Here is a 26,420-nt window from a genome sequence, read left to right as displayed (position 1 = left end):
GGCGCGGGCCACAACATCAGCCTCGGCCAGGCCGCCCGCTCCTACCACCTGCGCGCACTCGCCTTCTTCGAGGAGTGCCTGCAATCCGCCCAGGACGACTCGGCCACCGTGCGGTCGCCGGGCGCTCGGGGAGCGTTCGCCGCCTAGCGGCGCGAACTCCGTGACGGGCCAGACCCCCGGTGCTCAGCGGACGCAGGGTACCGAGCGGACCGAGGCCCCCACGACCCTCGTGGCCGAGGCACTGCACCGCATGGAACCGGCTCCCGTCCGGCCCGCGAACGCGTTGCAGCCGAAGAATGGTGCGACCGCTGCCGCCCCAGGCGGCCGGCGCCGGTTGCGGGTCGATCAAAATTCTGTTGGATCCCGACCGGTGCCGGCCCGTTGGAGTTTCGTCGACGAGCAGGCACCGGTGCCAAGGCTGCCTACGCGACGTTGTCCGTCCGGCCGTACCGCTGTTCGCCGTCCATGATCACGTTTGTTGTGCGGCTGATCGGATCGTGCTCCCGGAGCGGCGCCTCGGCGGTGAGCCGGAAGACGTCCGTGTCGGAATCGTCGGTCAGGCGTTCCGCGAGCAGTCGGCCTCCGATGTCCTCCAGCCGGCGTTCAAGGTTGCCCAGGCCGCTGCCGCTGTGCGGCGACCGGGGATGAGAACTGATCACCAGACCGTCGTTGACGATGGCGAGCCGGACGACATCGCCCTCGACCCGGGCGGAGATCCGGCAGTGCGAGGCCTTGGAGTGCCGCAGCAGGTTGGTGACGCCCTCGCGCAGCACCGTGGCCAGCACGGTGGACGTCGTCAGTCCCAGGCGCTCGTCGGCGTCGTGGGTGTCGACGGTGACCCAGACGTCGGCGGCGGCCAGCACCGACTCGGCGCAGGCCAGTTCGGAACCGAGGGACATCTCCCGGTACCCGCTCGCGACCCGGCGCACATCGGCCAGTGCCTGGCGGGAGATGTCGAGTATTTCGTCGACCTCTTCGCAGGCCCGGTACGGATTGGTCGGGATGAGGCGGCGGACCAGCTCGTTCTTCAGGGATATGACCGAGAGGCTGTACCCGAGCAGGTCGTGCAGGTCCCTGGAGAACCGTAACTGCTCGTTGCTGACGGCCAGTCGGGCCAGGTCGGCGCGGGCCCGGTGCAACTGGTCGACCAGGCTGGTCAAGCGGCTCAGGCCGTACACCACGAGACCGGTGAGCGCGGTGGTCTGGCACATGTACACCAGGTCGACGACGCCCCGGTCGTTCAGGATGCCGGGGACGAGCAGGCTCAGCGTCGTCAGTCCGTACAGCGTCCAGCCTGCCCGGGCCGGCAGGAGAAGCAGCACGGAGCCGGCGAAGAAGCCCGCCATGGCACCCCAGGACACCCCGAACCAGATCAACGGCAGGTAGGAGAGGACGCCTTGGGCGGCCAGGCTGAGGATCTTGGTGCGCGCCCGCGCCTCGGAGATGCCGGGTGCCGAGTGCACGAGTTGCAGCAGGAACACCAGCACCAGACAGATCAGCGCGAGGGCCAGGTGGTACAGATTGAGCTGTTGGGAAAGGATGTTGAGAAAGGTGATGCCCAGATAACAGACCAGCGCGGCCACCAGAACGCCCCGGGCGGTTCTTGTGGCCACGCTGCTGTGGTCCTGCGGTTGATCGGAATGCGATGGAGACCTGTTTGGATCGGTACCGTCCATTTCATCTCTCCCCCGTCGTGTCTCGTATTCCGGTTCGAATACAACCGGTGCCATTCTAGGCAGAGCACGGTCGGAGACTGGCGCAAAGTGTCCATTGGGCGTTCGGGTAACTGTCCGAAAATTGTTGCGTCACACGAAAAGCGAGATCGGGTTCAACTGCTCGTACGGCGTGGACTGTAAGAGGCGTCCGAGCGCGACCGGAACGTCGAAGAGTCTGCCCGGCGCGTACCGGCCCAGACGTGCCGGAGTCCCGGCACGATCACCTTGACCACCGGCGTTGCGACGTCGGGCCGGGTCTGGTCGAGGACGAGCAGCTCCATGCCTCTCCTGGTGTGCGGCGACCCGGAAGTCATATCCAGGACCCCGTGACCGCGTCACACTCGGCGGCCACGGGAGCCGCGCTCTGCGCACCGAGGGCATCGGTGGGACCGCTCTGGGCGCACTGGGTGAGCTGGGGGGTGGCGGCGGGGCCGGGGTCGGCGCAGAACGTGAACTGGGCCGTGTCCATGGGGATGGGGTCGGCGCAGAAGGTGAACTGGGTGGTGCCGGTGGGTGCCGGTGCGGCTTCCATGCCGTAGGTGTAGGTGAGCAGCATGGTGGCGCCTGCGGCGTGGTCGAGGGTTTCGACGACGAGGAACGGACGTGCGGGAGCTGCCTCGGTGATGCGCGCCGAGTGGGGGGCGAGAAGGGTGGCAATGGCCTGGCTCATCGGAGAAGGTCCTCACTGACGTGGTCGGCTGGTGCTCCAATGGCCAAAATTCTTCGTGGGTGAGGGCTTCACGGACAGTGTCGGGTTCATCGGTGACGGGTGAAGTTCTCACTCAAGTGGAGGCCCCAGCTCCGTCAGTCGCCGCTTTGAGTGGTTCCCACCAGCTCCGGTTGTCGCGGTACCACCGGACGGTTTCGGCCAGACCCTCCTCAAAGCTTCTTCGGGGTGAATAGCCGAGCTCCTCGCGGATCTTCGTGCAGTCGACGGAGTAGCGGCGGTCGTGCCCCTTGCGGTCCTCGACGTGTTCGACGCTGTCCGCCCAGTCGGCGCCGCACGCCTCGAGCAGCATCCCGGTGAGCTCCTTGTTGGAGAGCTCGGTGCCGCCCCCGATGTTGTAGACCTCGCCCGCGCGGCCCTTGGTGCGGACCAGTTCGATGCCCTGGACGTGGTCGTCGATGTGCAGCCAGTCGCGGACGTTGCCGCCGTCGCCGTACAGCGGGACCTTCCCGCCGTCGAGGAGGTTGGTCACGAACAGCGGGATGACCTTCTCGGGGAAGTGGTGGTGGCCGTAGTTGTTCGAACAGCGGGTGACCCGGACGTCCAGGCCGTGGGTGCGGTGGTACGACAGCGCGATCAGATCGCTGGAGGCCTTCGACGAGGAGTACGGCGAGTTGGGCCGCAGAGGGTGGCTCTCGGGCCAGGAGCCCTCGTCGATCGAGCCGTACACCTCGTCGGTGGAGATGTGCACGAAGACCTTGATGCCGGCCCGGTGCGCCGCGTCGACGAGGGTGTGCGTGCCGACCACGTTCGTGCGCACGAACTCGGCGCCCCCGTCGATCGAGCGGTCGACGTGCGACTCGGCGGCGAAGTGCACGACCTGGTCGTGCTCGGCCATCAGCTTTCCGACCAGTTCGGGGGAGCAGATGTCGCCCTGTACGAGGGAGAAGTGCGGGTGCGCCCGGACCTCGTCGAGGTTGGCGGGATTGCCCGCGTACGTCAGCTTGTCCAGGACGGTGATCGCGACGTCGCCGGGGCCGTCGGGGCCGAGCAGTGTACGGACGTAGTGGGAGCCGATGAAGCCGGCGCCGCCGGTCACCAGGATGCGGGTCGTGGTCGGTGCGGCCGGTCGGGTCGGGTGCATGGGGCGGACTCCTCGGTCGGCAGGGGGCTGTGGTCAGGCGGCGCGGACGGCGGGCTGTGGGATGCGGCGGGATGCCACTTCGGTGACGTAGGCGCCGTAGTCCGTGCCCTTCATCTTCTCGCCGAGGCTCAGGCACTGTTCGGGGGTGATGAAGCCGCGGTTGAGGGCGAGTTCCTCGAGGCAGGCGATGAACTCGCCCTGCCGTTGCTCGACCAGTTGGACGTACTGCGCTGCCTGCAGCAGTGAGTCGTGGGTGCCCATGTCGAGCCAGGCGAAGCCGCGGCCGAGGGGGGTGAGTTGGGCCCGGCCCTGGGCCAGGTAGGCCAGGTTGACGTCGGTGATCTCCAGTTCGCCCCGCGCTGAGGGGGTGAGGTTCTTGGCGATCTCGACCACGTCGTTGTCGTAGAGGTACAGCCCGGTCACCGCGAGGTTGGAGCGCGGGTGGCGTGGCTTCTCCTCCAGGGACAGCAGCCGGCCCTGCTCGTCGATCTCCCCGATCCCGTAGCGCTGGGGATCGCGTACCCGGTAGCCGAACAGTGCGGCGCCGTCGAGTTGGCGCAGCGCGTCGTCGAGGAGCAGCGAGAAGCGTGGCCCGTGGAAGATGTTGTCGCCGAGTACCAGCGCGACCTGGTCGCCGTCGATGAAGTCGGCGCCGATGAGGAGTGCTTCGGCGATGCCGCGCGGCTGGTCCTGTTCGGCGTAGGAGATGTTCAGGCCGAGTTGGGAGCCGTCCCCGAGGAGGGTGCGGAAGCTGTCCGAGTGGTCCTTGGAGGAGATCAGCAGGATGTCCCGGATGCCCGCCAGCATCAGCACGGAGAGCGGGTAGTAGATCATCGGCTTGTCGTAGACCGGCAGGATCTGTTTGGACAGCGCGCCGGTCAGCGGGCGCAGCCGGGTGCCGCTGCCGCCCGCCAGGATGATGCCCTTCATCTCAGCTTTCCTTACGTCGTCGGTCGGTTGTCATGCGGCTGCCTCTCATGGCGGCGGGTGGATACGGCGCAGCCAGGACGCCCGATGGTGCTGCGGTCCGATCGAGTGCGGGCCGAGAAGTGCTGGAGGCAGGCCGTGGCCCGGGGCCGTGGGCCGGGACTCAACCGGCGCTCGAGCACGGCTGCCTAGCCTCGACGCAATGCCCTGCGCCGTCATCATCGGATCGGCGATTCGTCACCGACCGCGCGATGGGAACCGTTGTCCCTCCATGGTGGAGTCGGAAGGAAACCCCTGAATGAGTACTGACAAGGTCGCCGCCGGCGGCGACACGGCTGGGGCGGGGAAATCCCCGGGCATGGCCACGCTGATCACGGCCCTGGCCACCTTCATGGCGGGGCTCGACAATCTCGTGGTCCTCGTTGCGCTGCCCACCATCAGGGACGAGCTCGGTGGCAGCCTGGAGGACCTGGAATGGACGGTGAACGCCTACACGCTGTCGTTCGCCGTGCTGATGATGTTCGGTGCCGCCCTCGGTGACCGGTTCGGGCGCCGCCGGGTGTTCACCGCCGGTCTGCTGCTGTTCACGGCCGCGTCGGCCGCGGCCGCTCTGGCACCCGGCATCGGCGAGCTGATCGCCGCCCGCGTGATCCAGGGCGCCGGTGCCGCCATCGTCATGCCGCTCTCCCTCACCCTGCTCACCAGCGCCGTGCCCGCCGCGAAACGGGGCGCCGCCCTCGGTATGTACAGCGCGGTCGGCGGACTGGCCATCGCAGGCGGCCCGCTGGTGGGCGGACTCGTCACGCAACACCTGTCCTGGCAGTGGATCTTCTGGATCAATGTGCCGGTGGGCCTGCTGCTCGCCCCGGCCGCCTGGCGCGGTCTGGCCGAGAGCCGCGGTCCGAACAACCGCCTGGACGTGCCGGGCACGCTCCTGGTCAGCCTCGGCATCCTCGGCTTCGTCTACGGCCTGGTCCGCGCCAACGGCCACGACGGCTGGGGCTCCCCGCAGGTCGCGGGCCCCATGGTGGCCGGTGTCCTGCTGGTCGCCGTGTTCGTCCTGTGGGAGCGGCGCAGCAGCGCGCCGATGCTGCCCATGCGCATGTTCCGCAACCGGGCCTTCAGTGCCGTCAACGCCGGCGGCCTGCTGCAGGCCTTCGCCATGTACGGCGTGGTCTTCCTCATCACGCAGTTCATGCAGAACATCCAGCACATGTCGCCGGCGGAAGCGGGCGTGCGGATGCTGCCGTGGACGGCGATGCCGCTCCTGATCGCGCCCGTCGCCGGCATCATGTCGGACAAGATCGGCGGACGTCCCGTCGCGGTCTTCGGACTCGTGCTGCTTGCTGCCGGGTTCGCCTACTGGGCCCTGGTGATGAGCCCCGGGTCGTCCTACGCCGAGCAACTGCCCGGCTATCTCCTGGGCGGCGTGGGCGTCGCCTGCTTCTTCGCCCCGCTCATGAACCTGACGATGACCTCCGTCGACGTCTCCGAGCAGGGCATCGCCTCCGGCTCGACGTCGGCCATGCGAGAACTGGGCGCGGCGCTCGGCGTGGCCGTCCTCACCAGCGTCTTCACCCACAACGGCGGCTACGCATCGGGCCAGGACTTCGTCGACGGCTTCGTACCCGCCCTGTGGGTCGGCGCGGCGGCCATGGCGCTCGCCGCGGTCGTGATGCTCTTCGCCACCCGGCCCGCCGGTGCGCAGGAGCAGAACGGTGCCGCCTCGGCCCAGGACGCGGTCGCACCGTCCCCCTTGGCCAGCCGCTGACACCTCGTACGCCGGCCCGCGGCCCGACACGACGACATCGCGTCGGGCCGCGGGAGTTCGGCATCACGTCATCTCTCATCACGCCACCGGCAGAAAGGCCGCGCGCGACATGAAGGTTCTCTTCGCAAGCCTTGGAAACTACGGACACATATTCCCCCTGATGCCCCTCGCCCAGGCGGCCCGTGCGGCCGGGCACGAGGTCTGGTTCGCCACCAGCGAGCAGTTCCACCCGATCCTCGAGAAGGCGCAGCTGCGGCCGGTCACCGCCGGGCTCACCGTCCCCGAGGCGTTCATCGAGGCGGCCGGCGGCCAGGCATTCCTGGAGGCCAACGGCGGTGCCGCACAGGCCAGTGACATTCCGCCCGAGGTGCTGGCGAGCCTGGCCGTGAAGGCGTTCGGCTCCGTGCTGCCACGCAGCGTCTTCACGGACCTCACCCCCGTCCTCGACTCCGTCAGGCCGGACCTGGTCGTCTACGAGATCCTCAATCCGGGCGCCGCCTTCGCGGCCGCGGCGGCGGGCGTACCCGCCGTGTGCCACGGCATCGGCCGGGTCTCGTCCGACCCCACCATGGACCCGCTGATCCAGCAGGAGCTGTTCGCCACGGCGAGCGAGCTGGCTGTGGCCGACAAGCTCGGCCACAGCCAGACCCTGGGCAACCCGTACATCGACATCTGCCCTCCGTCCCTGCAGAGCCAGGAGTTCCTGGCCTCGGGCGTCCAGGTGATCCCGCAGCGGCCCGTCTCCTTCGCCGAACCGGGCGAGCTGCCCGCCCGCGTCACCCAGGGTGAGGGCCCCCTGGTCTACCTGAGCTTCGGCACCGTGGTCACCTCCGCGCAGCTGCTGCGCACCGCGATCGAGGGCCTGCTGCCGCTGGACGTACGAGTCCTCGTGGCGACGAGCGCTGTGGTGGACCCGGCCGCACTGGGCGAGCTGCCGGACCGAGTCGTCGCGCTTCCCTGGGTGCCGCAGCCCGAGGCACTGCAGCACGCCACCGCCGTCGTCCACCACGGCGGCCACGGCACCACGCTGGCCTCGCTGGCCGCGGGGCTGCCCCAGCTGATCCTGCCGGCGGAGGGCGACGGCTTCGCCAACGCCCCCGCGGTGAGCGCGGCCGGAGCGGGCCGCCTCCTGTTCCCCGACGCGGTGTCCGCCGAGGCGGTGCAGGCCGAGGTGAACACCCTGTTGACCGATGGTGCACACCGGGAGGCGGCCGGCAGGGTTGCCCGCGAGATCGAGGCCATGCCCGGGCCGGCCGAGACGGTCGCGAGGTTCCCCGAGTTCGTCGGCTGACCGGCCCCCTGCGCACCGCGCCCCGCGCTCATCGGTGAGCGCGGGGTGCGCTGCGTTCGATCCGCACGTACCGCCCGGACATTCAAGTCACCGTCAACTTCCACGACCGGTGGCGCGGCGGAGACTGGAACACCCCGACCACGCCGGCAACCCCCAGGGATCCAGGGGTGTGGCGGTCACGGCCCGTGCAGTTGAAAGGAAGCAGCAGGATGCAGCCCGAGGTGAACGGTGCCGACGACTTCCTGGCGTCGGCGCTGGTGTCGCAGTCCCCGCTGACCCCCGACGCGGGCGCCTTCCTCAAGGAACGGGAGGAGTCCGCCTCCTACGACGTCGAGCGGGTGCCACTGGCCGCTCTCCCGAACTGGCACCTCGGTGACCGGCTCAGCCGCGCGGACGGCAAGTTCTTCATGGTGGAAGGGCTCTCCGTACGGACGGATTTCGGACCCGTGCCGCAGTGGAGCCAGCCGATCATCGTCCAGCCGGAGATAGGCATCCTGGGGATTCTCGCCAAGCGGTTCGACGGCGTGCTGCATTTCCTCATGCAGGCGAAGATGGAGCCGGGGAACACCACCTTCGTCCAGTACGCGGCGACCGTCCAGGCGACTCAGAGCAACTACCAGCGCGTCCACGGCGGCAGAGCCACCCCGTATCTGGACTACTTCCTGGAGGGCACGCGCCGACGTGTCCTGTTCGACCAACTCCTCTCCGAGCACGGCTTCTGGTACCTGTACAAGCGGAACCGCAACATGATCGTCGAGGTGCCCGAGGACGAGGACGTACCTGTCGAGAACGACTTCACCTGGCTCACGCTGGGCCAGGTGCGCCAGCAGCTCACGCAGGGCAACGGCGTCAACATGAATGCCCGCACCGTGCTTTCCGGAATTTCCTACGGCGTTGCCGACGGCGACCGGCTGCAGCCGTACGCCCAACAGCCTGAGGGTTTCCACGCCGAGCTCCTGCATTCGCACCGGACGCCGCGGCCGGCGGCCGACCTTTCCGGTGCGCTGACGTGGCTCTTCGACCAGAAAGCGAAGTTCAGTCTGGACGTCAGGCGCACCAGCCTGCGGGACATGGACGAATGGATCTGCGATGACGACAGCATCCGCCATCGCGACGGCCGCATCTTCGACATCATCGGCATGTCGGTCCAGGCGACGAGCCGGGAGGTCGGCACCTGGTGGCAGCCGATGCTCGAGCCCCGCCCCGGAAACGCGGTGGCCCTGATCTGCCGGCGGCGGGCCGGGGTACTGCAGTTCCTGGTCCAGGCCATGGTCCAGCCCGGCCTGACGGACCGTCTCGAACTCGCGCCCACCGTGCAGTTTTCTCCGGGCTACCACCGCGGCCCTCAGGACTTCCCGCCGCTGACGGAATATCTCGACGCAGCCGAATCCTGGATCCGGCTCGACGCCGTCCAGTCGGAGGACGGCGGCCGCTTCTCCAAGGCGGACACGCGCCACCTGGTCGTCGAAGTCCCCGAGGACCACGAGGTCGAGGCACCGGCCAACTACCGGTGGATGACCCTCGGTCTGCTCAACCGCCTGACTCATTTCGGATATCACGTCAACGTCGAGGCCCGGAGCCTGCTCGCATGTCTCCTGTGACACCGGCGGGTGAGGGGCCGGCTCTCGCCCGTCACAGCAGCCCGTCGCCCACGCCCCCCGATCGAGAGTCATGAGGGTGATATGGACCTCCTCCTGATAGGCATGTCCAAGTTCGCGCAGCGGCGCCTTCTGCCGGCCGTGTCAGCCACGGACGGGATCGCGGCCATCGACATCGCCAGCGCCCACGCCGACGCCGAGTCCGTCGGGCCGCTCGCGAAACTGGGCCGTATTCACCGGGACTGGCGCGTGGCGCTGGACACCGCACCCCCCGGCCTGGTCTACGTGTCGACGGTCAACAGCGAGCACGCGGCTGCGGTACGGCATGCGCTGCATGCGGGTCACCACGTCATCGTCGACAAACCGGCCCTGCTGGACGCGGATACGGCGCAGGAGATGGTGTCGCTGGCCCGCTCCTCGTCCCTCGTGCTCGCCGAGGCCGTGTGCTACAGCTTCCACCCGATGTTCGCGCAGGCCAGGGCGATCGCTGAGCGTCTCGGCAGCGACGTCACCAAGGCGGTCGCGGTCTTCACACCGCCGGTTCCCCGCGACGACTTCCGCTTTGACCGCGCCCGCGGCGGCGGTGCGTTCTTCGACACCGGCCCTTACCTGGCGTCCTTGGGCAGGGTGCTCTGGCAGGCCGAACCCGAGCAGTTGAGCGTGCTGGTGAGCGAGCGCACCGAGGACGGCCTCGAGACCGCGTACAGCGTGCTGGCAAGTTATCCGGGCGGCAGAACGGCCGTCGGGCACTTCGGGTTCACGACGGTGTACCAGAACACGCTGCGGCTGCTGGGCGAGGGCTGCGCAATCGAGTTCGAGCGCCCCTTCTCGATGCCCCCCGCCCCGGCGCCCGGCATCCGGGTCCAGACCAAAGATCAGCAGTACGTCCATGAGGTCGACCCGGCGGACAGCATGCAGCTGTTCCTGACGCAGGTTCTGAATGCCGCGAAGACGGGATCGCGGGAGTTCGACGCCCCGCTGACAAGCGACGCGAGAACGCTCGGCCGCCTCATCGCCGCCGGCGGCGGAGACAAGCCCTAGGCGCGGCCCATCCACTGAGCACCGGCCGGCCGAACCGGCACCACAGGAACCACGGTTCCTGGACCACACAAACTCTCATGGAGGTATGGGCGTGAAAGGAATCACCCTGGCCGGCGGCCTGCTCCCCGAACCGCACGCCGACCGGACGCCGGAGGCAGCGCTGTGAGCGTGGACCGCCCGCTCGTCGTGGTGCTGGGCGCCGCAGGGTTCGTCGGATCCGCCGTGGTCCGCGAGCTGGCGCAGCACCCGGTCCGGATACGGGCCGTCTCCCGCAGGAAGTTCCCTGTCCCCGACAACGCCCGTGCCGAGATCGAGGTGCTCTCCGCGGATCTGACCGAGCCCGGCCAGATGGCCGCCGCCGTCGCCGGCGCCGATGTCGTCATCCACTCGCTGGCCTACATCGCCGGGGCATCCACCTGGCGCATAGCGGACGGCGACACAGTCGCCGAACGCGTCAACGTGGGCCTGATGCAGGACTTGTTGCACGCCCTGCGCGACCGAGCCGATTCCCAGGCGCCCCCGACCGTCCTGTTCACGGGATCGGTCACGGCGGCCGGCCCCTCGGACAAAGAGGTCCTGGACGGCACCGAACCCGACCGGCCGAAGGGGGAGTACGAACGGCAGAAACTCGCGGCGGAGCGACTGCTGCTGGCGGCCGACGCAGCGGGAACGGTGCGTGGCGCCTGCCTGCGCCTCACCACGGTGTACGGCTACAGCGCCGGGTCCACCACCCGGGACAAGGGCTTCGTCTCCACGATGGCGCGCCGCGCCGTGGCCGGCGAGCCCCTGACCATGTGGCACGACGGAACCGTGCGCCGGGACCTGCTGCACGCCGATGACGTCGCCCGCGCCTTTTGGGCCGCCATCCCCTGCATGGACGTGCTCGCGGGAAAACGCTGGCTGCTCGGCACGGGCCAAGGGGCCCCGCTCGGGGCCGTGTTCGGCACGGTTTCCTCGCTGGTCGCCGGACAGACGGGCAAGGATCCCGTGCCGGTGGTCTCCGTGGAGCCGCCAAAGTACGCCGAGGTCCGCGACTTTCGGAGTGTGGTCATCGACTCCTGCGCGTTCCAGGCCGCCACCGGCTGGAAGCCGCAGGTGTCCCTCCAGGAGGGCCTGCGCCTGACGACGGAGTTCTGCTCCAGCGGCCGGGAGGCACAACTGCCCTGAGCCCGGCCCGGACCAGCACCGGCGGAGGGCGTGCTCCAGGGCGGCTCGACCGCCGGCCGCGATGCTCTGACCAAATATTCCCCCCGACACCCAGCCGAGAGAGGCCAGCATGTCGAATAACCACCACGCTCTCGTCCAGAGCTTCGTGGACATGATCAACAATCATGACGTCAGCACGATGGAGGAGCACACGGCGCCCGGACACATCGACCACAACCCGGGAGTGGCCGACGGCCTCGAGGCCAACCAGGCCTTCTGGACCCAGGTGTTCACCGCCTTCCCCGACCTGAAGGCCGTGCTGCACGACGTCATCGCGGAAGGGGACCGGGTGGCCGCCCGCCTGGAGTACAGCGCGACCCACCAGGGCACGTTCCTCGGCATACCGGCGAGCGGGCGACCGGTCAACTTCCAGTCCATCGACATCTGGAGGGTGGCGGACGGGCTGCTCGCCGAGCACTGGGACCAGCTGAACATGGACGACCTCTTCCGGCAGCTGGGGGTCGACCCGGCGGCGGCCGCACAGGCCGCCTAGGACCTGTCCGGTCGATCACGGCGCAGACGCGGGGTGCGGCACGCACATCTCGGCGCTGTCGTCGGTCAGCGACTCCCCCACGCTCGGCTGCGCTCGCGCGGGGGACCCCCATCGCGCCGACTCCCTCCTCCGCCTTGCAGCTGCACCCACCACACCCCGCTCACCGGCACCGACAAGGCGCCGCAGCTTCCCTCCACCGTGATCGATGGGGCAGGTCCCAGGCGGTGGATCGTCCCGCGTGACGCGTACGCAACCGGCCGGTGCGGAGCGGGAGTTCGCCGTCAGGCGAGGGCGGCGACCAGCAGGGCGAAGGCGGCGATGATGACGGCGATGCGGACGTAGTGGAAGCGGTCCCATCGGTTCATCTGCTCCTTCCAGTCGGCGGGCCGGTTGTCAGGGGTCCACGTCTTGCCCTGGTTGTTGATCGGGACGAGCAGCAGGAGCGACATGACCACGCTGAGGATCAGCAGCGCGCCGGAGGTGACGACGAGTGCGGTGCCGTCGTGGTGCCGCCCGGCGACGGCCCAGACCGCGACGAGGACGAGCGAGGTGATGTACCAGACCGGCATGACGACGCCGAGCATCCGGCCCCCGTGGGCGCGGCCGAGTTGGCCGCTGTCGCCGGGCAGTGCGTCGAGGATCGGGTTGAGGACGAAGGCGACGGAGAACTCCACCCCCACCATCACGCCGACGACCACGGTGGTGACGACCTCGAGTGCGTTGAGCATGATGGCCCCTCTTGGTATCTAGCGGCGCTAGGAGATGAGGCAATGCTAATACTGCTACCGCTCTATTGTCTAGCAGTGCTAGAATCGAGTCATGTCGGTACAGGAACGCAAGGAGCGTGAACGGGCGAGCCGCGAGCGCCTCATCGTGGCGACGGCCCGTGAACTCGCCGAGCAGCAGGGCTGGGACGCGGTGACCACCCGCCGGCTCGCCGAGCGCATCGAGTACAGCCAGCCCGTCCTCTACAGCCACTTTCGCGGCAAGCGCGAGATCATCGGCGCCGTCGCCCTGGAGGGCGCCGCCGAGCTGGCCGCGGCGCTGAGGGCCGCGGCCAGCGCCGAGGACGGCGCGCGCGCCCGGGTCACCGCCCTCGCCCGCGCCTACCTCGACTTCGCCGCAGGTAACCCGGCGGTCTACGACGCCGTGTTCCAGCTGGACGGCGGCCTGGCGTTCGCGAACGAGGACACCCCGGAGCCGCTGAAGGACGCCTACGCCGCCTTGCTGGAGAACCTGGGCGAGGCCGCCGGGGACGACGTCCACCCCGGGCTGTTCACCGAGGTGTTCTGGGCGTCTCTGCACGGCCTTGCGACCCTGACCCGGGCGGGACGGCTGCCACCGGGGGACACCGGGCGCAGGGTGGAGCTGCTGGTGGACCGGCTCGCCACGATCTGACACGCCGGCCCGGCGGGCACGCGGCCACGGCCTTCCCGCAGAACGCGCATCGGCGCTGCTCCAGCCGGTCTTGAGGGGCGGTGGCTACCGTCGTGGACATGGAACCCAGCAGGCTGGAAATCAGCGAACTCGCCCTGCCGGGCGCGTTCCTGCTTTCGCCCCGGGCCGTTGGGGACGACGTCGTGGTCCGCTACGAGACGTTCCGCCAGGACGACGTCGAGGACGCGATCGGACGGCCCTTCGCGATCCGCTACAGCGACCTGTCGGCCGCGCGACGCCTGGTCCTGCGTGGCATCTACGGCACGTCCGGCGAGGGCGGCCGCGCCCGGCTGTTCGACTGCGTGAGGGGCTCCGCCGTCCACGTCGTGGTGGACCTGCGTGTCGGCTCCCCGGACTACGGCCTGCACGAGAAGGTCTGGCTGGACCACCGCAACGTGTCCGCAGTGTTCGTCTCCGAGGGCCTCGGCCACGCCTGGCTCGCGCTCGAGGACGACACGGTGATCGCCTGTCACAGCTCCCGGCCGGCCACGCCCGGCGCCGGCTACACCGTCAGTGCGCTCGATCCCGCTCTGGCCCTGCCATGGGGGCTCACCCAGGCACCGGTGATGTCCGACGAGGACCTGGCCGCGCCCACCGCGGCGGAGGCACTGGCGAAAGGGCTCCTGCCGGCGTACGAGGACTGCCTCGCACCGTACGAGCGCCTCGCCCCCTACAACCACCCCGCGCTCACCGGCGACTGAACCACCGCGGGTCGGCTCCTCCCCTTCCGCCGGACCACAGGCCCCGTGCGCCGTAAAGGCGGGCGGGGCCTCAGTCATGTCCGGCTCGGCTCCGGCCCGTGAATCGGTCATGCCCTGAGCAGGAAGAAGACACCCGGAGGAGCGGGAGCAACGCACTGTCAGCACGAGGCGGCCTCGTGGGAAGTTCAAGGTTCGATAGCAGAGACATAAGGGGGCAGCATGCGTATCTCTGTTCTAGGGTCCTTGGATGCCGAGCTGAAAGGCGTTCCGATCCTGCCCACAGCGGCGAAGCCGCGCCAGATCCTGGCACTGCTCGGCATCTACGCGAATCAGGTTCTGCCGGTTTCCACGCTGATGGAGGAGATCTGGGGCGATGCCCCGCCGCGCAGCGCGCTCACCACGCTGCAGACCTACATCCTTCAGCTGCGCCGCTGCATGGACAAGGCACTGGACGGAGAGCCCGGCGGCTCCAAGGGGGTGCTGCTGACCCGGCACGGGGGATATCTCCTGCACACCGAGCCGGGCAGCATCGACGCCCACGAGCACGACCGGTTGTCCTCCCTGGGCCAGCGCGCCTTCGTCCGCGGTGAGCACCAGCAGGCCGCGGAGCTCTTCCGGGAGGCCCTCGGCCTGTGGCGGGGCCCGGCTCTGGTCGACGTACGCACCGGTCCGCTGCTCGAGATCGAGGCGATGCGGCTGGAGGAGAGCCGGCTGGGGGTGCTGGAACGGCGCATCGACGTCGAGCTGCGGCTCGGCCGGCACGGCGAACTGCTCACCGAGCTCACCGCGCTCGCCGCCAGGCACCCGCTGCACGAGGGGCTGCACGCCCAGTCCATGGTGGCCTTCTACCGGGCGGGGCGGCCCTCCGCGGCGCTCGATGTCTTTCAGAACCTGCGCACCCACCTCGTGGAGGAGCTGGGTATCGAGCCCTCGCAGCGTCTGCAGCACCTGCAGCGCGCCGTGCTCGGCAGCGACCCGGCGCTGGACGTCGATGCCGAGCACGGGCGGGTGCTCGACCGCTTCGTCAGGTAACGGCCCATGGAGGAACTGTGCGTGTGCTCTTCTCGGCAGGCCTCGGCATGTCGGCGGTGCTGCGCCTGGTGCTGCTCGCGAGGGAACTGCAGGCGGCCGGGCACGAGGTTCGTTTCTCCGCTCCGGCCCGGGCCCGCCATCGCGTGGTCCGGGCCGGGCTCGTCCCGGTGCTGGCCGCTCCGCAACAGTTCAGCCGGGCCTGGCGGCCCGACCTGGTGGTCCACGATCCGCTCTGCCCGGACTCGACTGCCACGGCGGCCGAGTCGGGGGTGCCCACCATCGGCTATCTTCCGTACGCCCACCCGCCGTTGTCACCGCGGCCGACCGTCTGGATCGACCCCTGCCCCCCGCCGCTGCGGCAACGGCCGGAGCCCAGTGCCTGGCAAGTGCGCTGCGACGCCTACGAACTGCCCCCACAGCCGACGCCTCAACTCACCGAGCTGTCACTGCTCCCGCGCGTCTGCATCACCGGGGTGCCGACCGGCACCCGGCCCGAGGACCGGCGCCGCGCGCGACTCTTCCGCCGTGTCGCCGAGGGCGCCGAAAGCCTCGGCCTGCAGCTCGTCGTGCTGACGGGCGACGCCCAGCCCTGGAGCGTGGTGCTGCGGGGCAGCGCCGCCATCGTGCACGGCGGGGACGAAGCCAGCGTGTACGCGGCCGCCCGCTACGGCGTCTCCCAACTGGTGCTGCCGGCGGGGGAGGAGGAACGGCGGGCGGGCAAGCGCCTGGAGCAGGCAGGCATCGGCCTGTGCCTGAGCGACGACGACCTGGCGGGCGCCGCCTCCAGCATGCTGCGGCTGCGCTTTCGCCTTGCCGAGCTGCTCAACGGCGGCCGGCTGCTGCCCGCGGCCGCGGAACTGGGCCGGAGCATCGCCCGCATGCCGCAGCCCGCCGAACTCGTCCACCGTGTCGAGGCGTTGGCGCGACAACAGGGGAACTGACGGACCCGCGCCGCCGGGGGAATGTACGGCGCGGGCCCGTCGTCAGGGGGAGGTTCCAGTCTGCTGCCCTGATCTGGAGGGCGGCTGGAATGCCGGTCGCAGAGCGTGCGCAAGGTCAGCCGGCCCCGTCGGGGCGGGCCGGGGTCAGTGACGGTGGCGCTGTCCAGTCGAGACCGGCCGACTCGCAGGAGGTGGCCGGGCCGGCCCAGGGGTCTTCGTCGTGGATGTCGAGGATCTGCTCGCGCAGCCACTGGTCGAAGGGGTTCTTCGACTCCGCCCAGCGCTTCCTGGTCCGCTCCGGGTCCGCGGTCTCGAAGTGCACGATCACGTGGTCCTGGTCGGGTCGCGGGTCGATGCGCAGCACCTCGCTGGTGATGCCCAGCCGCCGCCGGGACGCCTCGTACTCGCGTCGGCGCGGTCCCTGCAGCTCGGCGGTGAGCTGTTCCCAGGCCCGAGGCTTGCCGGGCCGAAGCGGCACGGTCCGGGTCACGGACCGGGTGCCGTCCGCGGTGCGCCGGCGGCCCTTGCGCGGCGCCAGCATCCGCAGGCCGAGCGCGGCGAACATGTTGGAGGCCACGTTGTGCTCCCACCGCTCGGCGATCCTGCCCTCCTCGTCGAACCGCCAGATGACGATGCCGACGGAGAGGAACGAACGGCCGGTGGGCGCGATGCCGAGCAGTTCGCCCCGGTGGGTGCCGCGCCAGGTGTTGTGGATGACGACCGTGTCGTCGTGTGCGCTGATGTCCTCGATGGTGACGTGGAAGTCGGGGAACGCCTCGCGCAGTGAGGCGATGGTGTACTTCACGCCCTCGGCGCCCTCGGGCGCGCCGGGCAGGCCCGCGTGGTCGACGATGTCCGGTCGGTACAGCTCGTCCACGATCGAGGCGTCGCCCTGGTTGACGAACTCGGCGAAGACGCGCCGGATGGTCGCCTTGTTTCGTTCCTCGGCGCTTTCCCACAGTGTTCGCGCCAGGTTGGTGGTGGCCGCAGTGGTCACAACAGCAGTCCTCTCATCATGGGCGGGTACGGACGTGCTCAGGCCGCGGTGGTGGCGGCGTCGGAGTTCCACCGCGTGCCGTAGGCGACGTGGTCGCGTTCCGTGGACTGGAACGTCTTGTTCCAGGTGAGCCCCATCACTCGGTCGCGCAGCCAGACGGCGGCCGGGTTCTGCAGCGAGCCGAGCACGCCGATGCGGTGCGCCAGCAACTGCATGGGACGGGTGCGCTTTTGCCGCTCGGCCTCGTAGGCGCGCAGGGCCTGCTCGACGGTGGCACCGGGCGAGGTGAGGTGCCCGGCCAGCACGAGGCCGTCCTCGATGGCCTGGCAGGCGCCCTGCCCGATGTTGAAGCTCATGGCGTGCGCGGCGTCGCCGAGCAGGGTGACCCGGCCGCGTCCCCAGACGGCGTCGGGCTTGCGGTCCAAAACGTCGCCGCGCAGGATGCTCGCCGGCACGGTGGCGTCGAGGATCTGCCGCACCACCGGGTCGGCCCAGCCGGCGTGCCGGGCGCGCAGCATGTCCAGGGTCTGCTCGGGCGTGCCGTCGTCACGGCCGTCGGCGGGGCCGTCGGCGACGCTCATCCAGTGCACGACGCCGGGCGCGATGTCGTAGTACGTGAAGCGGGTGCCCGGACCGAACAGGGCCCGGAAGGTGCCGGGCGGCAACTCTTCGGGACTCATCTCGGCGTGGCCGCGCCAGGCGATGTAGCCGGTGTAGTCGGGAGGCTGGGGGCCGAGCAGCTGGGCGCGCACGGCGGAGCGGATGCCGTCGGCGCCGATCAGCAGGTCACCCTCCTCGCAGGTCCCGTCGGCGAAGTGGAGGCTCACCCCGTCGGCATGCTCGGTGTACCCGGTGACCTCGGCGCCGGTGACGACGGGCGCGCTCACGGCGTCACGCAGGATGCCGTGCAGGTCGGAGCGGCCGATGGCGACCGTGGGCTGCCCGTAGCGCTCGACGAACTCGCCCACCGGCCATACCCCGATGGGCCGGCCGGTCGAGGTCGCGAAGCGGCACTCGGCCTGAGCGGGGGCGATCGCTGCGACCTGGTCGGCGACCCCCAGGTGGGCCAGGGCGAGCATGCCGTTGGTCCAGATGTGCAGTCCGGCGCCGCCGTCGCGCAGCTGGGGTGCGCGCTCGAAGACGACGGAGTCGATGCCCTGCTGCTGCAGGGCCAGGGCGGTGGCGATACCGCCGATCCCGCCGCCGGCGATGAGAACGCGGCGTAGGGGGCGAGGCGTCTGCGCGGACATGTCTTTCTCCCGAGGGGTGGCAAACGGATGACGTGGGGGCGGGGTTCAGCGGCTCAACGAGGCCATTTCCGCGTCCGGATAGCGGTTGCCGGCGGTGACGCCGTACGGGGCGATGGCGTCGATCGCCGCCAGGACGTCGGCGGACAGCTCGAGGCCGGCCGCGGAGACGTTCTCCTCGAGGTAGGCGCGCCGCTTGGTGCCGGGAATGGCGACGACGTCCTCGCCGCGGGAGAGCACCCAGGCGAGCGCGAGCCGGGTGACGCTGGTGTCGGCCGCGGCGGCCAGATCGCTGAGCCGGTCGACGACGGACAGGTTCTGGCGGATGTTCTCGTCCTTGAAACGCGGAGCGATGCGCCTAAAGTCGATGCCCTCGGGAATGTCGGAGGTGTCACGGATCGTGCCGGTCAGGAACCCGCGGCCGAGCGGGCTGTAGGCCACGAAACCGATGCCCAGCTCGCGCACGGTGTCCAGCACGCCGTTGACCTCGACGTCCCGGGTGAACAGCGAGTACTCGGTCTGTACGGCGGTCAGCGGATGCACCGCGTGAGCGCGCCGGATGGTCGCCGGCCCCGCCTCGGAGATCCCCAGGTGCCGCACGAGCCCGGCCTGGACGAGTTCGGCCAGCGCGCCGAAGCTCTCCTCCACGGGGACGTCGGGGTCGACCCGGTGCAGGTAGTAGAGGTCGAGATGGTCGGTGCCCAGGCGGCGCAAAGTGCCCTCGATCGACCGGCGGATGTACTCGGGGCGGCCGTTGATCCGCCACGTCAGCTGTCCGTCGGAGCCGATCTCGTTGCCCACCTTGGAAGCGAGCACCACCTCGTCGCGGCGCCCGGCGACGGCACGGCCGATCAACTCCTCGTTGGTGTACGGGCCGTACATGTCGGCGGTGTCCAGCAACGTGACGCCGAGCTCCAGCGCCCGGTCGAGGGTGGCCCGTGCCTCGGTCGCGTCCGCATCGCCGTAGCCGAACGTCATGCCCATGCAGCCAAGGCCCTGGGCCGGGACGTCCAGTCCGGGCGTACCCAACTTGCGGTGCTTGATTGCCACGTGATGCCTCCTGCGAGTGCGCCTCATGACAGAGGCGGTGGGAAAGGAACGGGAATGACTTGAGGGGGTGGGGGAGGGCGGCCGGTCAGGCCGGGAGCGGTGCCCGCCAGGTCAGCGACAGGCCCGTGTAGACGTACCGGCTGGCCTCGATGCCGAGCAGCACGATCCGGTCACCGGGCTTGATGCGTCCCGAGGTCCAGCCCGCGTCCAGCGACAGCGGCACCGCGGCCGAACCGGTTGCCCCCACATCGGCCAGGTTCTCCACGATCCGCCCGTCGAGCGCCCGGATGTCCTCGGCGGACAGCCCGGCGGACTGGAACTCGTCGGCGAAATAGTCGGCGTTGCCCTCCGGCAGCACGATCGCGTCGAACTCCCCGAGCGCCCGGCCCTCCTTGCGCGCCATCTCCTGGATCGCGCGGACGAACACCTGCGGCCCGAACGTGGTGGTGCCGGGCACATCGACCTTCATCTGGATCAGCTGGCGCCGGCGCAGCTGCTCCGCCTGCGGTGCGTCCGTACCGCCCCCGATGATCTGCATACCGGGCTTGCGCAGACCGCCCACGCACGCGTTGACGAAGGCGAACTCGTCCGCCGACTCGCCTGCGGGCTCGGCGCGCATCACCACGGCGCCCGCACCGTCGCCGAACGTGTACAGCGTCAGCCGGTCCCGCATCCGCACGCGCTCCGGGTCCTTGCCCAAGAAGTGCGGCGCCAGCACCGGCGATCCGGCCTCGCTGCCCACCACGAGCGCGGTGCGCGCCGTCCCGTCGGCCAACTGCCGCCGGGCCAGGTCCAGCGCCTGCACCCAGCCCGCACAGGCCCCGCGGATCTCGATCGCGGCAACGCTCTCCAGACCCAGATAGTGCTGCAGGGTGGTGGCCACGCCTGGCAGGGTGTACTCCGGCGTCGCCGTGCACACCACGATCAGGTCGAGCTCCTCGGGCTCCACACCGGCCCGCTCCAGGGCCTGCCGGGAGGCACGCTCAGCCATCCGGCTGTTGTTGATCCGGTGCTCGCCCGTGGCCGGGTCGATCATCCAGTACCGGGTCTTGACCTGGATGCCTTCGAGGATGTCGTCCGGCAGCGGCCCGACGAACTTCTCCAGCATGGCGTTGTCCAGCGGCTCGCCCGGCACATGGGCGCCGGTGGAGAGGATCTTCACGTCGTACGCGATGGTCATCGGACGGACTCCGTTGCAGGCAGGGGGACGGGGGACAGGACCAGCGACGTGTGAGTGCCGCCGAGGGAAGAGCTGTTCACCAGCACCGGGCGGCGGTCCTGGCCCTCGCGCCAGGCGCCGACGGCCAGCACCGCCGACAGGTGGGCGCCCGCGCCGACCGGCTCGCCGAGCACCCGCTTCGGAGCCTCGACCCGCACCCGGCCCGCGCCGAACACCCGCTCCACAGCGGCCTGTTCGGGGCGGTCGGCGGCGGCCAGACCCGCCGCGCTCGCCCAGACCGCCGACACCTGCTCCGGGCCGAGCCCGGCGTTGCCCAGGGCCTGGCGCATCGCCCGCTCCACACCGTCACCGGACGCGTCCCAGCGGCCGATGCCACACGCGTCCGACGCGGTCGCGTGCCCGAGGACCACGGCGTGGATCGTCGCGCCGCGCCGCTCGGCACTTGCCCGCCGCTCCAGCACCAGAGCGATGCCGGCCTCGGCGAGCGTGTACCGGCGCCCGGCCGCCGAACCGAACAGCGGGATGCTGCGGTACGCGGCCAGCGTGGCCGCGGAGAACGCCTCCACCGCCGGCACCAGCAGGCGCTCCACGCGCCCGGCACGCAGCATGTCGTACGCGACACCCAGCGCGGCGGCACCTGCCGCGTGCCCCGACGTCACCGTCGACGTCGGCCCCCTGGTCCCCAGCGCCATGGCGACATGACCGGCCGCGCCGTTGTACACGGTGTTGGTGAACACGGCCGGGTTCGCTTCCTGCGCACCCTCGGACAGCACCGGAACGGTGAACCGTTCGCTGCTCTCCATCGGCCCGATCGCGGTGCCGAGCACCACGCCGGTCGCGGCGACGGCGTCCGCGTCGCCGTCCGCGCCCGCCGCGCCCAGCGCGGCCCGGCACGAGGCGACGGCGAGCTGGGAGGCCTTGTCCATGCGCCGGCGCTCCCGGGGGGTGCCGACGCCCGAGCGGTCGAACTCGACCCGCGCCACCCGCAGTCCGTCCTCCGGCGCACCCTGCCGACGCCCTGCCGCGTACGCGTCCCACAGCGCCTCGGCCCCCTCACCGGCCGAGGTGAGCACCCCGAAGCCGGTCACCACGACGTCATCCGGGCCGACGGCCGGAGCCGGCGCACCGCGGCCGCCGGGGCGGGCGAAGGCGACGGCGGCGTTGGCGCCGGCGAACCCGAAGTTGTTGGACAGCGCGGTGTCCAGCACCATCGGACGGCCCGTCCCCGCCACCGGGTCGAGACCGCACTGCGGGTCCTCCTGGGTGAAGGACGCGGTGGGCGGCGCCACCTGGTCGCGCAGGGCCAGCACCGTGACGATGCCCTCCACCGCGCCGGCCGCGCCGAGCAGATGGCCGATCATCGACTTGGTGCTGGACAGCGAGACCTTCTCGGCGGCGTCGCCCAGCACGGCACGCACGGCGTTGCTCTCCGCCGAGTCGTTCTTCTGCGTGCCGGTGCCGTGCCCGTTGATGTACCGGATGTCGTCGGGCGACAGGCCCGAGGAGGCCAGCGCCGAGCGGATCGCCCGGGCCGCGCCCTCGCCCTCGGGGTGCGGCGCCGTCGGGTGGTAGCCGTCGGCGGACAGGCCGTAGCCGAGCACGTCGGCGACGACCGGGGCACCGGTGCGCTCGGCCGCCTCCCGCGACAGCAGCAGGAGCATCCCGCCGCCCTCGCCCAGGGTCAGACCCGACCGGTCCCTGGAATAGGGGGCCGCGGGCCGCGGAGAAAGCGACCACAGACTGCTGAACCCGGCGAACGCCGACTCGGTGAAGGCGTCACTTCCGCCCACGAGCATCGCGTCGGCCGCACCCGCCCGGATCACCTCCAGCGCGTGCGCCAGCGCATGGGCGCTGGCGGCGCAGGCCGTGTTGGCACTGAGCACCGGACCCTTGAGGCCGAAGGCCGCCGACAGCGCCTCCGCGCCGGCCTGCGGCGGCACGAACGTATAGCGGCGCCAGTCCGGTGCGCCGCCCTCCTGCACCTCGCGCAGGGCGAGTTCGGCGCTGCGCCAGCCGGCGTGGCACGTGCCGTACGCGACCCCCCAGCGCTCGGCCGGGATGTCCGTGCCGACCCGCAGGCCCGAGCCGGCCATGGCCTCCTCGGCGGCGGCCAGCGCGAAATCGATCGACCGGTCACGGGCGTCGCAGTCCGGGGCGTAGTCGTACGCGGGCGAGCAGGGTTCGGTGACCTCGCCGCCCAAGCCGGTCTGGTAGTGGTCCATGGGCAGGCGGCGCACAGGCGAGATCGCCACCCGCCCGGCGCGCACCCCCTCCCACAGGGCCTCGGCCGAACCGCCGAGCGGGGTGATCGCACCCACTGCGGCGATCACCACGCCGACGGCCTGGTCAGGAACGTCAGTCATGCGTCTGCTTCCTTCTGTGGACTGGGCTGCTCAGCCGCTCACACCGGCCTGGACAAGGTCAGGGCCACGGCCTGTCCCTCGATGCCCCGGGCCAGCGCCATCGCATGGGAGGGCCGGGTCTCCCGGGCACCGCCGCGGACGTGGTCCAGGGCGCACACCGGGTCGGGGCGATCGAGGTTGAGGGTCGCGGGCACGACCCCGTGGTGCAGCGCCAGCGCGGCCACGGCGGCGTTCAGGGCACCGCTGCCGCCGACGAGGTGGCCGGTCTGCGGCTTGGGCGTGCTGACCGCCACCGACGTGGCCGCCGATCCCAGCGCGGTCCGCAGGGCGATGGCCTCGCTCGCGTCCCCCAGCCGGGTCCCGGAGCCGTCCGAGGCGATGTATCCGAGATCGCCGGGGGCCAGCCGGGCGTCCTCCAGCGAGCGCCGCACCGCCCGGGCCAGACCGCGGCCTTCGGGGTCCACCGCCGGCGGCGTACGGGCGTCGTGGCCGGCGCCGTAGCCGCTCAGCTCGGCGTAGATACGAGCACCGCGCCGCAGCGCCGCCTGCTTCTCCTCCAGCACCAGCAGGGCCGCGCCCTCACCGGGGAGCCCGCCGCTGCGGTCCCGGTCGTAGGGCCGGTACGCCTCCTGCCCGCGGTCGTTGCGGGTGGTCAGGATGCCGAGCCGGTCCAGCAGCGTCATCGACCACCAGCTGGTGGCGTCGTCGTAGCCGCCGGCGATCGCCACGTCCGCGTCCCCGCGGCGCACCGCGCGCATGGCCCGGCCGATCGCCGTCGCGCCGGCGTCCGCGTAGCCCGCGAAGAAGGTGCTGGAGCCTCTGATGCCGTACGTCTGCGAGATGTTGAACACCGCGCCGGCCGGCAGTCCCTCGACGAAGAACAGCGGCGGCATGATGGCGTCGCCGTGCCGGGCGAGATGCGCCTGGTCGGCCGTGCCGTCCGGGCGGCGGATCACCTTCAGTTCCTCGATCAGCTGCTCCATGCGCCCCAGCGACTTGTTGCCGCCGAGGTACAGGCCCGCCCGGTGGCCGAGCTCGTCGCCACCGTCCTGCTTGTGGGGCAGGCCCGCGTCGTCGAGCGCGAGCCGGGCAGCGGCCAGCGCGAGGCGGTCGCCGCGATTGACGGTGCGCAGCTGGCGCCGGGTGGCGAACCGGGTGGCGTCGAACTCGGCGATCTCGCCGCCGAGCCGGGTCTGCAGCGGCTGAGGGTCGTACGCCCTAATCGGGCCGATCCCGCTCTCGCCGGCCACCAGCGCCTTCCAGTTGGCCTCGGGGCCTTCGCCCAGCGCGGTCAGCAGGCCGATGCCGCTGACGACGACCTGACGTCCGCTGCCGCTCATCGCGCTCCTCCGTGTCGCTGTCGGATGGTCATCGCTTCGCCCTGTCCTGCTCGTAACGCCCCACGACCAGTCCGACGTTGGTGCCGCCGAAGGCGAACGCGTTGACGAGGGCGTGCCGTACCTCATGCTTGCGTGCCGAGTTCGGGACGAAGTCGAGGCCGAGTCGACGATCGGGCGTCTCCTGGTTGAGGGTCGGTGGCACCACCCCGTGGTTGATCGCCCCGATCGCGGTGAGCAGGCTCAGCGCCGCGGACGCCGCGGTGAGATGACCGGTCATCGACTTCGGCGAGCTGATCAGCAGCCGCTCGGCGGCGTCGCCGAACACCTTCTTGATCGCCGTGGTCTCCGACAGGTCGTTGCCCGGGGTGCTGGTGCCGTGCGCCACGACGTAGTCGATGTCGCCCGGTTCGAGGCCGGCGTCCGCGATCGACGCCTCGATGGACTCGATGGCGCCGCTGCCGTCCGGCGGCGAGTCGGTCATCCGCCAGGCGTTCAGGCTGGTGCCGTAGCCCAGGACCTCGGCGAGGATGTGCGCCCCGCGGGCCCGGGCCGCCTCCAGCTCCTCCAGGACGAGGACGACGCCGCCCTCCCCGAGGACGAACCCGGAGCGCTTGTCGTCGAAGGGACGGCTCGCCCGCTGCGGATCGTCGTTGTACTCCTTCGTCAGCGCACCCAGCAGGCCGAAGCACAGCACGTCGAGCCAGGTCGTCAACGAGTCGTAACCGCCCGCGAGCATGAGCGTGGCGTCGCCCTCCTGCAGGCTGCGAAAGGCCTCCCCGACGGCGTGCCCGGAGGCCGAGCAGGCGGTGGACACGCCCATCATCGGGCCGGTCGCGTCCAGCATCCGGGCCATCGCCGCGGAGGCGATGTTCTGGCTGTAGGCCAGGGAGTCCGAGGGCGCGTAGGTGGAGAAGGCGTCGTCCCGGCCGGTCCTGTCGCGCAGCGCCCCGACGTCCACCAGCCACTGCAGGTCCGGCCGGTCCACACACGCGCCCATGGCCACGCCCATGTCCGCGCCGTCGTACGTGGCCTTGTCCACCCCGGCGTCGCGCAGCGCCTCCCAGGCCGCGCCCACACCGAAGGTGCCCGGCCGCAGCAGATGACGCAGGCCGACCGAGCCGGGCACGGAGTCCTTGAGCCGGTAGTCCTTGACCTCGCCGGCGATCGTCACGTCGAAGCCGGTGGTGTCGATCGTGGTCAACCGGCCCACTCCGCTGCGGCCTTCGACCAGTGCCTGCCACGTGCTCGGCGCGTCGTTGCCCACCGGCGTGACGGCGCCCACGCCGGTGACGACCACCCTGCGGCTCATCGGGGCGCCCTTGTCTCGTCAGGCCTCATGCCGTTCTTCTCCTTATTCCGTGTGCGTGGTGGGGGCTGGTGCGTCGTGCGGCGCCGTGGGCCGGCACACCATGACGGCGTGTGCGACGGCGAGATCTCTGGTGTGGCTCAAGGTGAGGTCGATGTAGTCCATGCCGAGGGACCGGGCGACCACCTCGACCTCGCCGTACAGCCGTACGTGGGGACGGCCGGCGCGGTCGTTGACGACCTCGATGTCCGTCCACGCCATGCGCGGGGCCATACCGGTCCCCAGGCTCTTCAGCACGGCTTCCTTGGCGGCCCAGCGGCCGGCGAGGTGCTCACCGGCCCGCCTGTACCGGTAGCAGTAGGCCAGCTCGCGAGCGGTGAACACCCGCTCCTGAAGCTCCGGTTGCGAGGTCATCAGCTCCTCGATCCGGGAGACCTCCGCCAGGTCCATGCCGGTGCGCACCCAGAGCGGCGGCGGGGCGGCGCCGTCCGGCGACCCTCCCGCACCCCGCTCACGCAGCGGCTGCGGCGAGGGCGGCACGCTCAGCCACCAGATCCGTCAGGTTCTGCACGGTGAACAGGGACAGCACCTCGTCCGCCGTGAGCTTGCCGGCCAGTTCCTGCACGTCGATCTGCGGCAGCGACTTCTTCAGCTGGGCCAGTCCGACCTCGTTGATGATGTCGTCCTCGTCGGCGAACTCCTCGTCGGGTATCCCGCCCTGGAGCAGCTCGGCGATGTCCGAGACCTTGATCTTCACGTCCGCCGCCTTCTCGATGCGGAACAGGACGTCGAGCAGGTCGATGGATTCGGCGTCCAGATCGCCCAGCAGCGTGGCGTCGGGCACGGCTTCCTCGGCGTCGATGCCGAGCGCGTCGGCGACCGCCTCCTGGACGATGGTGCCGAAGTCTTTACCGTCGTACGACATGTGTCCTTTACCCTTCGTAGATTTGCTGGAGCTGGCCGAACCGGGCGG

The 26,420-nt window shown here is 70.7% G+C and carries 24 protein-coding genes and 2 pseudogenes; 11 read left to right on the top strand and 15 right to left on the bottom strand.

Annotation, left to right across the window (positions count from 1 at the left end; translation table 11 throughout):
• Positions 1 to 147: pseudogene (locus ACFWM2_RS39640) on the top strand (alpha/beta hydrolase); the annotation flags it as partial.
• A 275-nt stretch (positions 148 to 422) separates the two neighbouring features.
• Here ACFWM2_RS39640 and ACFWM2_RS39635 read toward each other — a convergent pair.
• The 5 genes and pseudogenes from ACFWM2_RS39635 to rfbA form a co-directional block, all read right to left on the bottom strand.
• A complete protein-coding gene (locus ACFWM2_RS39635; protein ID WP_383291080.1) occupies positions 423 to 1,613 on the bottom strand; it encodes a sensor histidine kinase in 1,191 nt (396 codons plus the stop codon).
• A gap of 192 nt (positions 1,614 to 1,805) precedes the next feature.
• Positions 1,806 to 2,002 (bottom strand): annotated as a pseudogene (locus tag ACFWM2_RS39630) (YcaO-like family protein); the annotation flags it as partial.
• Positions 2,003 to 2,025: 23 nt separating this feature from the next.
• Positions 2,026 to 2,385, bottom strand: coding sequence for a hypothetical protein (locus tag ACFWM2_RS39625; protein WP_383291077.1), 360 nt, complete (start codon positions 2,383 to 2,385; stop codon positions 2,026 to 2,028).
• Positions 2,386 to 2,497: 112 nt separating this feature from the next.
• Entirely contained in the window at positions 2,498 to 3,526 is a 1,029-nt protein-coding gene (gene rfbB, locus ACFWM2_RS39620; protein ID WP_383291074.1) for a dTDP-glucose 4,6-dehydratase, read from the bottom strand.
• Positions 3,527 to 3,559: 33 nt separating this feature from the next.
• The gene (rfbA, locus tag ACFWM2_RS39615; RefSeq protein WP_383291071.1) at positions 3,560 to 4,456 is read right to left on the bottom strand and encodes a glucose-1-phosphate thymidylyltransferase RfbA; all 897 of its coding nucleotides are present in this window, start codon (positions 4,454 to 4,456) and stop codon (positions 3,560 to 3,562) included.
• 355 nt (positions 4,457 to 4,811) lie between these two features.
• Here rfbA and ACFWM2_RS39610 point away from each other — a divergent pair, with 355 nt between their 5' ends.
• The 6 genes from ACFWM2_RS39610 (at position 4,812) to ACFWM2_RS39585 (ending at position 11,853) form a co-directional block, all read left to right on the top strand.
• A complete protein-coding gene (locus ACFWM2_RS39610; RefSeq protein ID WP_383291089.1) occupies positions 4,812 to 6,224 on the top strand; it encodes a DHA2 family efflux MFS transporter permease subunit in 1,413 nt (470 codons plus the stop codon).
• A gap of 160 nt (positions 6,225 to 6,384) precedes the next feature.
• Entirely contained in the window at positions 6,385 to 7,515 is a 1,131-nt protein-coding gene (locus ACFWM2_RS39605; RefSeq protein ID WP_383291068.1) for a glycosyltransferase, read from the top strand.
• Between the two features lie 209 nt (positions 7,516 to 7,724).
• Positions 7,725 to 9,116, top strand: a complete 1,392-nt coding sequence (locus ACFWM2_RS39600) for an NDP-hexose 2,3-dehydratase family protein (RefSeq protein ID WP_383291065.1) — start codon at positions 7,725 to 7,727, stop codon at positions 9,114 to 9,116.
• Between the two features lie 81 nt (positions 9,117 to 9,197).
• Complete coding sequence (locus ACFWM2_RS39595; RefSeq protein ID WP_383291062.1) at positions 9,198 to 10,154, top strand: Gfo/Idh/MocA family protein; 957 nt, start codon at positions 9,198 to 9,200, stop codon at positions 10,152 to 10,154.
• A 162-nt stretch (positions 10,155 to 10,316) separates the two neighbouring features.
• Entirely contained in the window at positions 10,317 to 11,321 is a 1,005-nt protein-coding gene (locus tag ACFWM2_RS39590) for an NAD-dependent epimerase/dehydratase (protein ID WP_383291059.1), read from the top strand.
• Positions 11,322 to 11,430: 109 nt separating this feature from the next.
• Positions 11,431 to 11,853, top strand: a complete 423-nt coding sequence (locus tag ACFWM2_RS39585) for an ester cyclase (RefSeq protein ID WP_383291056.1) — start codon at positions 11,431 to 11,433, stop codon at positions 11,851 to 11,853.
• Between the two features lie 281 nt (positions 11,854 to 12,134).
• Here the strand turns inward: ACFWM2_RS39585 and ACFWM2_RS39580 are convergent, their stop codons facing one another.
• The gene (locus ACFWM2_RS39580; RefSeq protein WP_383291053.1) at positions 12,135 to 12,581 is read right to left on the bottom strand and encodes an anthrone oxygenase family protein; all 447 of its coding nucleotides are present in this window, start codon (positions 12,579 to 12,581) and stop codon (positions 12,135 to 12,137) included.
• A 91-nt stretch (positions 12,582 to 12,672) separates the two neighbouring features.
• On the opposite strand from ACFWM2_RS39580, the gene ACFWM2_RS39575 reads away from it, so the two are divergent.
• The 4 genes from ACFWM2_RS39575 (at position 12,673) to ACFWM2_RS39560 (ending at position 15,964) form a co-directional block, all read left to right on the top strand.
• On the top strand, positions 12,673 to 13,251 hold the full coding sequence (locus ACFWM2_RS39575; protein ID WP_383291050.1) for a TetR/AcrR family transcriptional regulator: 579 nt from the start codon (positions 12,673 to 12,675) through the stop codon (positions 13,249 to 13,251).
• Positions 13,252 to 13,349: 98 nt separating this feature from the next.
• Positions 13,350 to 13,991 carry a dTDP-4-dehydrorhamnose 3,5-epimerase family protein gene (locus ACFWM2_RS39570; RefSeq protein ID WP_383291046.1) on the top strand — a complete coding sequence of 214 codons (642 nt, stop codon included), beginning with the start codon at positions 13,350 to 13,352 and terminating at the stop codon, positions 13,989 to 13,991.
• Between the two features lie 219 nt (positions 13,992 to 14,210).
• A complete protein-coding gene (locus tag ACFWM2_RS39565; protein WP_383291043.1) occupies positions 14,211 to 15,023 on the top strand; it encodes a BTAD domain-containing putative transcriptional regulator in 813 nt (270 codons plus the stop codon).
• Positions 15,024 to 15,046: 23 nt separating this feature from the next.
• Positions 15,047 to 15,964: a glycosyltransferase gene (locus ACFWM2_RS39560; RefSeq protein ID WP_383291040.1), complete on the top strand. Its 918-nt coding sequence runs from the start codon at positions 15,047 to 15,049 to the stop codon at positions 15,962 to 15,964.
• A gap of 115 nt (positions 15,965 to 16,079) precedes the next feature.
• Here the strand turns inward: ACFWM2_RS39560 and ACFWM2_RS39555 are convergent, their stop codons facing one another.
• The 9 genes from ACFWM2_RS39555 to ACFWM2_RS39515 all read right to left on the bottom strand — a co-directional run bounded on the left by ACFWM2_RS39555 (position 16,080) and on the right by ACFWM2_RS39515 (position 26,372).
• Positions 16,080 to 16,961: an ester cyclase gene (locus ACFWM2_RS39555; RefSeq protein WP_383291037.1), complete on the bottom strand. Its 882-nt coding sequence runs from the start codon at positions 16,959 to 16,961 to the stop codon at positions 16,080 to 16,082.
• Between the two features lie 38 nt (positions 16,962 to 16,999).
• Entirely contained in the window at positions 17,000 to 18,211 is a 1,212-nt protein-coding gene (locus ACFWM2_RS39550; protein ID WP_383291034.1) for an FAD-dependent oxidoreductase, read from the bottom strand.
• Between the two features lie 45 nt (positions 18,212 to 18,256).
• On the bottom strand, positions 18,257 to 19,252 hold the full coding sequence (locus tag ACFWM2_RS39545; protein WP_383291086.1) for an aldo/keto reductase: 996 nt from the start codon (positions 19,250 to 19,252) through the stop codon (positions 18,257 to 18,259).
• Positions 19,253 to 19,343: 91 nt separating this feature from the next.
• Positions 19,344 to 20,438: a 3-oxoacyl-ACP synthase III family protein gene (locus ACFWM2_RS39540; RefSeq protein ID WP_383291031.1), complete on the bottom strand. Its 1,095-nt coding sequence runs from the start codon at positions 20,436 to 20,438 to the stop codon at positions 19,344 to 19,346.
• Complete coding sequence (locus ACFWM2_RS39535; protein WP_383291028.1) at positions 20,435 to 22,801, bottom strand: beta-ketoacyl synthase N-terminal-like domain-containing protein; 2,367 nt, start codon at positions 22,799 to 22,801, stop codon at positions 20,435 to 20,437. The genes ACFWM2_RS39540 and ACFWM2_RS39535 overlap by 4 nt, the downstream gene beginning before the upstream one ends.
• Before the next feature lie 38 nt (positions 22,802 to 22,839).
• Complete coding sequence (locus ACFWM2_RS39530) at positions 22,840 to 24,141, bottom strand: beta-ketoacyl-[acyl-carrier-protein] synthase family protein (protein ID WP_383291026.1); 1,302 nt, start codon at positions 24,139 to 24,141, stop codon at positions 22,840 to 22,842.
• A gap of 28 nt (positions 24,142 to 24,169) precedes the next feature.
• Entirely contained in the window at positions 24,170 to 25,450 is a 1,281-nt protein-coding gene (locus ACFWM2_RS39525) for a beta-ketoacyl-[acyl-carrier-protein] synthase family protein (RefSeq protein ID WP_383291023.1), read from the bottom strand.
• 42 nt (positions 25,451 to 25,492) lie between these two features.
• Complete coding sequence (gene acpS, locus ACFWM2_RS39520) at positions 25,493 to 25,987, bottom strand: holo-ACP synthase (RefSeq protein ID WP_383291020.1); 495 nt, start codon at positions 25,985 to 25,987, stop codon at positions 25,493 to 25,495.
• Positions 25,959 to 26,372 carry a phosphopantetheine-binding protein gene (locus ACFWM2_RS39515; protein ID WP_355587330.1) on the bottom strand — a complete coding sequence of 138 codons (414 nt, stop codon included), beginning with the start codon at positions 26,370 to 26,372 and terminating at the stop codon, positions 25,959 to 25,961. Before ACFWM2_RS39515 ends, acpS begins: the two co-directional genes overlap by 29 nt.
• Between the last annotated feature and the right edge of the window lie 48 nt (positions 26,373 to 26,420).

It is taken from the genome of Streptomyces sp. NPDC058371 (genome assembly GCF_042723265.1).
GTDB lineage: Bacteria > Actinomycetota > Actinomycetes > Streptomycetales > Streptomycetaceae > Streptomyces.
The sequence above is the reverse complement of the archived record's forward strand: the minus strand, read 5'-3'. Positions and strand labels throughout refer to the sequence as shown.

Coding starts and splice junctions, on each gene's coding strand:
- ACFWM2_RS39625 (WP_383291077.1), bottom strand. CDS start 2,385: ATGAGCCAGGCCATTGCCACCCTTCTCGCCCCCCACTCGGCGCGCATC.
- rfbB (WP_383291074.1), bottom strand. CDS start 3,526: ATGCACCCGACCCGACCGGCCGCACCGACCACGACCCGCATCCTGGTG.
- rfbA (WP_383291071.1), bottom strand. CDS start 4,456: ATGAAGGGCATCATCCTGGCGGGCGGCAGCGGCACCCGGCTGCGCCCG.
- ACFWM2_RS39610 (WP_383291089.1), top strand. CDS start 4,812: ATGGCCACGCTGATCACGGCCCTGGCCACCTTCATGGCGGGGCTCGAC.
- ACFWM2_RS39605 (WP_383291068.1), top strand. CDS start 6,385: ATGCCCCTCGCCCAGGCGGCCCGTGCGGCCGGGCACGAGGTCTGGTTC.
- ACFWM2_RS39600 (WP_383291065.1), top strand. CDS start 7,725: ATGCAGCCCGAGGTGAACGGTGCCGACGACTTCCTGGCGTCGGCGCTG.
- ACFWM2_RS39595 (WP_383291062.1), top strand. CDS start 9,198: ATGGACCTCCTCCTGATAGGCATGTCCAAGTTCGCGCAGCGGCGCCTT.
- ACFWM2_RS39585 (WP_383291056.1), top strand. CDS start 11,431: ATGTCGAATAACCACCACGCTCTCGTCCAGAGCTTCGTGGACATGATC.
- ACFWM2_RS39580 (WP_383291053.1), bottom strand. CDS start 12,581: ATGCTCAACGCACTCGAGGTCGTCACCACCGTGGTCGTCGGCGTGATG.
- ACFWM2_RS39575 (WP_383291050.1), top strand. CDS start 12,673: ATGTCGGTACAGGAACGCAAGGAGCGTGAACGGGCGAGCCGCGAGCGC.
- ACFWM2_RS39570 (WP_383291046.1), top strand. CDS start 13,350: ATGGAACCCAGCAGGCTGGAAATCAGCGAACTCGCCCTGCCGGGCGCG.
- ACFWM2_RS39565 (WP_383291043.1), top strand. CDS start 14,211: ATGCGTATCTCTGTTCTAGGGTCCTTGGATGCCGAGCTGAAAGGCGTT.
- ACFWM2_RS39550 (WP_383291034.1), bottom strand. CDS start 18,211: ATGTCCGCGCAGACGCCTCGCCCCCTACGCCGCGTTCTCATCGCCGGC.
- ACFWM2_RS39540 (WP_383291031.1), bottom strand. CDS start 20,438: ATGACCATCGCGTACGACGTGAAGATCCTCTCCACCGGCGCCCATGTG.
- ACFWM2_RS39535 (WP_383291028.1), bottom strand. CDS start 22,801: ATGACTGACGTTCCTGACCAGGCCGTCGGCGTGGTGATCGCCGCAGTG.
- ACFWM2_RS39530 (WP_383291026.1), bottom strand. CDS start 24,141: ATGAGCGGCAGCGGACGTCAGGTCGTCGTCAGCGGCATCGGCCTGCTG.
- ACFWM2_RS39525 (WP_383291023.1), bottom strand. CDS start 25,450: ATGAGCCGCAGGGTGGTCGTCACCGGCGTGGGCGCCGTCACGCCGGTG.
- ACFWM2_RS39515 (WP_355587330.1), bottom strand. CDS start 26,372: ATGTCGTACGACGGTAAAGACTTCGGCACCATCGTCCAGGAGGCGGTC.